Source organism: Micromonospora sp. LOL_025 (assembly GCF_048060285.1).
Classification (GTDB): domain Bacteria; phylum Actinomycetota; class Actinomycetes; order Mycobacteriales; family Micromonosporaceae; genus Micromonospora.
Map to the genome: position 1 here is coordinate 24,808 of NZ_JBHMIR010000050.1, position 7,130 is coordinate 31,937.

At 74.1% G+C, this 7,130-nt stretch carries 7 protein-coding genes; 5 read left to right on the top strand and 2 right to left on the bottom strand.

Annotated elements, in window-relative coordinates; genetic code table 11:
- Positions 1-8 precede the first annotated feature (8 nt).
- Positions 9-1,079, top strand: a complete 1,071-nt coding sequence (locus ACFHW0_RS30500; RefSeq protein WP_416613083.1) for a hypothetical protein — start codon at positions 9-11, stop codon at positions 1,077-1,079.
- Here the strand turns inward: ACFHW0_RS30500 and ACFHW0_RS30505 are convergent.
- Positions 1,067-1,762 carry a Tat pathway signal sequence domain protein gene (locus ACFHW0_RS30505; RefSeq protein ID WP_416613084.1) on the bottom strand — a complete coding sequence of 232 codons (696 nt, stop codon included), beginning with the start codon at positions 1,760-1,762 and terminating at the stop codon, positions 1,067-1,069. The genes ACFHW0_RS30500 and ACFHW0_RS30505 overlap by 13 nt on opposite strands.
- Positions 1,763-2,135: 373 nt before the next feature.
- Here ACFHW0_RS30505 and ACFHW0_RS30510 point away from each other — a divergent pair, with 373 nt between their 5' ends.
- The 3 genes from ACFHW0_RS30510 to ACFHW0_RS30520 all read left to right on the top strand — a co-directional run bounded on the left by ACFHW0_RS30510 (position 2,136) and on the right by ACFHW0_RS30520 (position 4,275).
- Positions 2,136-2,909 (top strand): TetR/AcrR family transcriptional regulator, encoded by a 774-nt coding sequence (locus ACFHW0_RS30510; protein WP_416613085.1) that lies wholly within the window; start codon positions 2,136-2,138, stop codon positions 2,907-2,909.
- A 177-nt stretch (positions 2,910-3,086) separates the two neighbouring features.
- Positions 3,087-3,716, top strand: coding sequence for a DUF6230 family protein (locus tag ACFHW0_RS30515; protein ID WP_416613086.1), 630 nt, complete (start codon positions 3,087-3,089; stop codon positions 3,714-3,716).
- Position 3,717: 1 nt separating this feature from the next.
- Positions 3,718-4,275 (top strand): DUF6114 domain-containing protein, encoded by a 558-nt coding sequence (locus tag ACFHW0_RS30520; protein WP_416613087.1) that lies wholly within the window; start codon positions 3,718-3,720, stop codon positions 4,273-4,275.
- Between the two features lies 1 nt (position 4,276).
- Here the strand turns inward: ACFHW0_RS30520 and murD are convergent, their stop codons facing one another.
- Positions 4,277-5,623, bottom strand: coding sequence for a UDP-N-acetylmuramoyl-L-alanine--D-glutamate ligase (gene murD, locus ACFHW0_RS30525; RefSeq protein ID WP_416613088.1), 1,347 nt, complete (start codon positions 5,621-5,623; stop codon positions 4,277-4,279).
- A 90-nt stretch (positions 5,624-5,713) separates the two neighbouring features.
- Between murD and ACFHW0_RS30530 the strand changes: the two genes are divergently transcribed.
- Positions 5,714-7,063, top strand: coding sequence for a hypothetical protein (locus tag ACFHW0_RS30530; protein WP_416613089.1), 1,350 nt, complete (start codon positions 5,714-5,716; stop codon positions 7,061-7,063).
- Positions 7,064-7,130 lie beyond the last annotated feature (67 nt).

Consider the following 7,130-nt stretch of genomic DNA (forward strand, 5'->3'; position numbering starts at 1 on the left):
ATCCGGCGGTGCGGACCGGTGAGGAAGCGCCGCGTGGGACGCCGGCGCTGTCGACCGGCGCGGCGGGCACGAGCGTCGAGGCGCTCGCGGCCGGCGTACGGGCCTGGGTGGGCTCGGCGCCGCTGCGCGAGCTGGTCGGGCACTTCGGCGGCGAGTGGCCGGACGGGGACGTGGCGGGGGTGCTGGCCGGCCTCGACGACTTCTCCGCCCGGCACTGGGACTTCCGGGGTGGCCGGGAGCGCCCGGACGCCCGGGAACCGGCCTTCGACCCGGCCACGGCGCGGCTGGTGCTCGCCACCGCCGCCGCGCTCGGCATGGTGCGTCCGGCGGCGCCGGCCCGCTCGCGGTACGCCCACCTGGTCGTGCTCGGCGGGTTGGCGCACGCCTGCCAGCGCCGGGTCGCGTACGCGGCGCACCTGCTGCGCGGCGGCACCCGCATCGGCGGCGAGGTGGCGGTGCTGGGCAGCTTCCGCCCGCTGTCCGACGTGGAGTGCCGTGCCCTGGACGCGGCCGGCGTGCCGCCCTGCGACACGGAGGTGGCGGCGCTGGACGCGGCGGTGCGGCGGGAGTTCGCGGTGGCCGCCCCGGCCGAGGAGGACGGCCACGACGCCGACCACCCGCACCACTCCTGGTCCTCGCGCACGTACCGGCCCGTGCACGGCCCGCCGGTCCGGGTACTGGCCGCCCCGTCCGGCGATCCCGGGCGGCGCCGCGCGCACACCGCCGACACCCAGCGGTTCTGGGCCGAGCGCGTCCGCCTGGGCGCGGGCGATCCGGTGCTGATGGTGACCGCGCCGATCTACGTGCCGTTCCAGCACTGCGACGCGCTGCGCACCCTCGCCGTGCCGTACGGCTGCGCGGTCGAGACCGTCGGCGTCGACCCGGCCCTGCCCGACCTGGCCGGGCTGCCCGAGCCGGCGCTCACCCCGGGGCGCTACCTCCAGGAGATCCGCTCGGCCATCCGGTCCGTGCGGGCCCTGCACACGGCGCTGGGCGCCGGCCGGCCGACGCACGGCCGGGGGCCGGCGCACGACGGATCGCCGCACGCCGGCCCGGTGGACCGCGGTCAGTTGACGTAGACGGGAGCGTTCCCCTTGCTGGCGTCCTGCACGGGCGAGTACGCCGCGGAGAAGTACGCCGTGCCGAAGCAGAGGCTCGGGCCGGAGAACTTCGTCAGCGTCTGGTTGGTGAAGGTGATCGAGTTGTTGGCGTTGGTCGCCGTGCCGGTCAGGCTGTTGGTGCTGGTCCGGTAGACGCAGGTGATCGCGCCGAGCAGCGAGTTCAGCACGACGGTGCTCTGGATCGGCGCCGTCGCCGTGCCGCTGATCCGGACCACGCCGGCGCTGGTGACCGAGGTGGCGTACGGCAGGTTCTGCACGGTCACGCTCTGCACGCCGGTGGTGCCGATCACGTTGGTGGTGCAGTTGGTGAAGGACTGCGCGGTCAGTCTCTCGGTGGCGGTGCCCGGGGCCGCCGGGTTGCTCAGCACCGTGGCGCTGAAGGTGGACGCGGCGCACTTCACGCCGGTGGTGCCCGTGGCGGAGGAGTAGAAGGTGGCGTTGGTGCCGGTCCTGAGGCTGGCCCGGATCACGTCGTTGACGGCAACGGCGGTGCCGCCCGGCGCGGGGTAGGTCAGCACGTTGTTGGCGAACGGTGCCGGGGTGGCGGAGCGCGGGGCGGCGGCGGAGCCCGGGGCGGCGGCGAGGCCGGTCAGCAGCGCGAGGGTGGTGAGGCACACGCCGATTCGTCCGTACCTGAGCATGGTGGGTCCTTTCCGGGGCGGGGAGATCGACAGGCGCGGGCGGGGGTGCCCGCGTGGCGACCGGGGCCGTCGCGTCATGGACGGCGGTGGGGGTGCCGGGCGGCCGTCGGGGCCGGACGGCGGTGGTGGTGGTGCGGCGACGTCAGCGGGCAGGCCGGCGTGGGGCGCCGCGGCGTAGCGGCGTCACCTGAGTCTTTCCGACCTTGGGAGAGCGCTCCTGTTCCGCGATAATGGCAGCCATCGAGCCCTCCTTCGACGAGTCGACGGGTGACCATCCGGAAGATCACCCATGGTGATGGGATCTCAACTGAGCGTGCAGAAAGTTATAAACCCCGGAGGGTCGCAAAGTCAATCGAATGGAGAGGTAACCGAGGTGACCACGCAGCGCCGTCCGCACCCGGCGCCGGCACCCCTGCCGGGCGCACGCCCCGGCCGCGACCCCGATCGCGCGATCAAGCGTGGCCCGCGCCGGCTCTCCGCCGAGGCGGTGGCCGCGACCCAGCGCGACCGCCTCTTCGACGGGCTCGTGCGGGAGGTGGCGACGAAGGGCTACGACAACGCCCGGGTCACCGACATCTGCCACGCGGCCGGGGTGACCCGGCCGGCCTTCTACGCCCTCTTCAGCGGCAAGGAGGACGCCTTCCTCGCCGCGTACCGGCACGGCGTGGCCGTGCTGTCGCAGCTCATGGAGGGCGCCTACCGGGAGGCCGGACCGGCGTGGTCGGACGCCGCCCGCGCCGCCCTGCGCACCCTGCTGGAGGTGCTGGCGAGCGTACCCGCCTTCGCCCGGATGGCACTCGTCGAAGTGGACGCGGCGGGCCCGGACGCCCGCCGGGAGCGCGACGCCCTGCTCGGCAGCTTCCGCCGGTTCTTCGCCGACGCCGGCCCCGGCCCGGCCGCGGACGTGGACCGCGAGGCGCTGGTGTCCACCGTGGTCGGTGGGATCCACGCCACCGTCCGCAACCGGGTGGCCCAGGGCCGGGCGACGGAGCTGCCCCAGCTGCTGCCGGTGCTCACCTACGCGGCCACCGCGCCCTTCCTCGGCACCGACGGCGCGGCACGGGCGACGCGGCTGGCCCGTCCGGCCGACGGCCCGGGCACGACCGCGCCGTGCGCGCCGACCGGCGAGGCCGCCCCCCTCCCCTGACGGCACGGTCGGAAACCGCAGCGGTTTTTCACTTTGGCCGCATTTGGCAGATACCGCCTCAACCAGTCCCCACCGGCCGTTGACCCGCCATTTACTCAGCGGTAACTTCAGCCTGCGCAGACCCTTCAGCCGAATTTCCATTGTCGCTGATGAATCGATCTCGAAAGGGAGCCCGCCATGTCGGAGCAGATCCCACCGGTCGAACCCGATCCGCCGCGCAGCGGCGTGCGCTGGCGCCGGTTCGCCGCCACGCTGGGCACCGTCGTGGCGGGTGCCGCCGGCATGGTCGTGCTGACCGCCCAGGGCGTGCTGGGCGCGCAGTTCGCCATCTCCGGCATGCCGTTCACCGTCACCGCCGACCGGCTCACCGGCACGGGCTTCGAGCAGTTCGCCACCATCGACAGCATGATTCCGGACAGCCCCAACCAGGGCGACACCGGCGGGCAGGTCCTGGTGATGGTGTCGGCGATCGACAAGGCCGAGCTGACGAACCTCTGCCAGAGCATCAACCTGGGCGGCGTCTATCTGAAGATCACCGCCGGCGGCGGCGGAACACCGGTCACCGCCCGCACCCTGGTCGTCGACGGCGACGAGGTCGCCGGCAACGCCTCGTTCAAGAACATCAACGTCGGGCAGGACGCGAGCACCCTCGACCAGGTGCCCGGGGTGCGGGGCAACCCCGGCGTCTTCGCCCAGCAGTCGGACACGGTGACCATCACCAACCTGCGGCAGAACAACTACGCCACCACGGCGGCCGTGTTCAACCTGCCCGACCTGCGCATGGCGTTCACCTCCGACGGATGCTGACGTGACCGCCGGAGAACACCACCCGGTGCCGGCCGCCCGCCGACCCGGCGGGCGCTGGCGCCGCTGGCGGCGGGGCCGGCCGTTCACCGCCGGGGTGCTGATCGCGCTCGGCGGCCTGGAGATGCTCGTGACCCTGCGCGCGCCGCTCGGGGTGCTGCTGCACGTCGGGCCGCAGGGGCTGGCCGCGTACCTGGTGCCGGCCGTCCTGGTGCTCTGCGGGGTGCTGCTGGTCGCCACTCCGCAGCAGCGGGTCTTCTACGCCGTGCTGGCGCTGCTGCTCGGGCTGGTCTCCTGGTTGACCTCGAACCTGGGCGGCTTCCTGGTCGGGATGCTGCTGGCCCTGGTCGGCGGCGCGCTCGCCTTCGCCTGGACGCCCGACAAGCGGCCCCGGCCGACCGGTGCCACCGGGGCGCCCGGCGCGCCGGACCCGGCGGCCGAGGACGAGGACGAGGACGGCGGCGCGCTGCTGCCGGGCGCGCGCACGGCGGAGGACGAGGACGGCAGCGCCCTGCTGCCGGGCGCGCGCACGCCGGACCCGACGCCCGCCGACCGGGGCTGAGTCAGCCGGCGGTGTCGCGTACGGCCTGGGCGAAGACCTCGGAGCGGTGCTCGAAGTTACGGAACCGCCCGTAGCTCGGCGCGGCCGGGGAGAGCAGCACCACCCCGCCGGCCGGGGTCAGCTCGCGGGCCAGCCGCACGGCGTCGACCAGGTCGTCGACCACCTCGGTGCGCACCTTCGGCAGGCCGGCGAGCGCCTCGACGATCCGGGCGCCGCTGTCGGGGATGCCGAGCACGGTGAGCTCGCGCTCCGCGAGGTGCTCGCGCAGCGGCGCGTAGTCCAGGCCCCGGTCGGTGCCGCCGACGATCACTGTCAGCGGTCGCCCCTCGTACGCGTCGATGGCGTGCATGGCCGCGTACGGGCTGGTGGCGAGGGTGTCGTCGACGAAGGTGAGACCGGACGGGTCGGCGATCTCGGTGAGCCGGTGCGCCAGCCCCTGGAACTCGGCGACCGCCACGGCCAGGGTGTCCCTGCGGGCCACCACGTCGACGCCGAGCGCGTCGAGCACGGCGAGGGCGACGCAGAGGTTGCCCTCGTTGTGCCGGCCGACCAGCGGCAGCACCGCGCGCGGGAACAGCGGCCGGTCGCCGAGGTGGAACCAGGGCGTGCCGTCCGCTCCGCCGGCCACGTGGGCGGTGTCCGGCAGGCCGGCGCGTACCGCCGCGCGGTCGCCCAGTTCGAGGGCGAGCCTCGGGTCGGCGCCGTTGACCACCACGGTCCGTGGCCCGTGCGCGAGCAGGTTGAGCTTGTCCCGGTAGTACTCACGCTCGCCGCCGTGCGCGTCGAGATGCTCGGGGAAGAGCGCGGTGACGACCGCGACGCGGGGCGAGTCGGTCAGGTCGCTGCACTGGTAGCTGGAGAGCTCCAGCACGTACAGCTCCGCCTCCGGCAGGTCCAGCGTCGGCACGCCGATGTTGCCGCCGAAGACGTTCGGCCGGTCCACGACGGCGAGCAGGTGACTGATCAGGCTGGAGGTGGTGCTCTTGCCCTTGCTGCCGGTGACGCCGACGGTGCGGGCGGCGTGGTCGGCCATCCACAGCGCCGTGCCCTGGGTCACGGTCGCACCCCGCCGGCGCAGCTCCACCAGCCACGGGTGGGTCTGCGGCACGCCGGGCGAGCGGACCACCACGTCGGCGGCGGCCAGCCGGGCGAAGCCCTCCTCGCCGGTGACCAGCGGCGCCGCCTCGGCCAGCGGTCCCTCCCAGGGCAGGCTGAGGAAGTTGGCGCTGTCGTCGACGGCGACCAGGTCGGCCGGGCCGTGCGCGGCGATCGCGGTCACCGCGGCCCGGCCTTCCCGGCCGGCCCCCCAGACGGCGACGGTACGTCCGCGCAGGTCAGACAGGCGCACGGGCTCTCCTCAGGGGGTGTTGACGGGCGGGGCAGGGGCGGGTCCGGCGCAGCCGGACACGGCCGGACGAACCAGGGCCTAGTATGGCGTGTGCCCAACGAGCAGCTCCGGCGGATGGACGCCTTCACCTTCCCGTCCTACTCGATCGACCTCTCCACCGGGGAGGTGTTGTTCGACTACGCCCTCACCGGCCCCGACGGCGAGCAGCGGTTCACCGAGGTGGTCACCCTTCCACTGCCGGACGCGCCGCCGTCGGACGAGACCGTGGCGACCCTGGGCCGGGTGCTGGAACTGCTGCACGTGGTCGCCGGCGTCAGCTACTACAAGGCCGCCGCCCCGCCCCGCCTGGTGCTGCCGGCGCCGCTGGGCACGGCCGCCGCCGAGCTGGTCACCGCCGTCTACACCAAGGGCCTGGCGGAGTACGCGTACCGCAACCAACTGCCGCACGTGCTCGAACTGCGCCCGGAGGTGCCGCCCGGCACGGTCTCCCCGGCCCGGGAGTACGACGACTCCGACCGGCGTCCGCTCTCGGCGGTGGGCGGCGGCAAGGACTCCATCGTCAGCCTGGAGGCCCTGCGCCGGGCGGGCCTCGACCCGGTGCCGTTCTCGGTCAACCCGAACCACGTGATCGTCGCGGTGAACGAGGCGTCCGGGCTGGCCCCACTCGCCGCCCGGCGGCGCATCGACCCGGTGCTGTTCGAGCTGAACGCCGCCGGGGCGCTCAACGGCCACATCCCGGTCACCGCGATCAACTCGCTGATCGCCGTCGCCACGGCGGTGCTGCACGGGCTCGGCCCGGTGGTGATGTCCAACGAACGGTCGGCGTCGGACCCGAACCTGGTCTGGAACGGCCACGAGATCAACCACCAGTGGTCCAAGGGCGTGGAGGCGGAGGGGCTGCTGCGGGCCGCGCTGGCCGCGCACGCCGGGCTGACCGAGCCGTACTTCTCGCTGCTGCGCTCGCTGTCGGAGCTGCACATCGCCCGGTCGTTCGCCGAGATCGACCGCTACGACGACGTCGTGACGAGCTGCAACGCGGCGTTCAAGCTGCGCGACGCCAGCGAGCGCTGGTGCCGTGACTGCCCGAAGTGCCGGTTCGTCTTCCTGGCCATGGCGCCGTTCATGTCGCGCGAGCGGATCACCCACATCTTCGGCGGCGACCTGCTCGCCGACCCCACGCAGGTCCCCGGCTACCGGGAACTGCTGGGCGTGGACGGGCACAAGCCGTTCGAGTGCGTCGGCGAGGTGGAGGAGTCGGTGGTGGCGTTGAGCCTGCTCGCCGAGCAGGGCCAGTGGCGCGAGGCCCCCGTCGTGCGCGCCCTCGTCGACGCCGTACCGGACACGGCCTGGTCGGCCGCCGCCGCCTCGGACGTCTTCACCCCCGGCGGCCCGAACCACGTCCCCCCGCCCTACGCGAAGGCCCTAGCCGCCCTCACCTGACTGTGAGCATGGCGGGGTCGGCTCGGGAGTGGTGAGCTGATAGCCGGCAGTGGCAGGCGTGACCCTT

What these genes read in the sequence shown, in the direction of transcription:
- ACFHW0_RS30505 (WP_416613084.1), bottom strand. Translation starts at nt 1,762, where the DNA reads ATGCTCAGGTACGGACGAATCGGCGTGTGCCTCACCACCCTCGCGCTG.
- ACFHW0_RS30515 (WP_416613086.1), top strand. Translation starts at nt 3,087, where the DNA reads ATGTCGGAGCAGATCCCACCGGTCGAACCCGATCCGCCGCGCAGCGGC.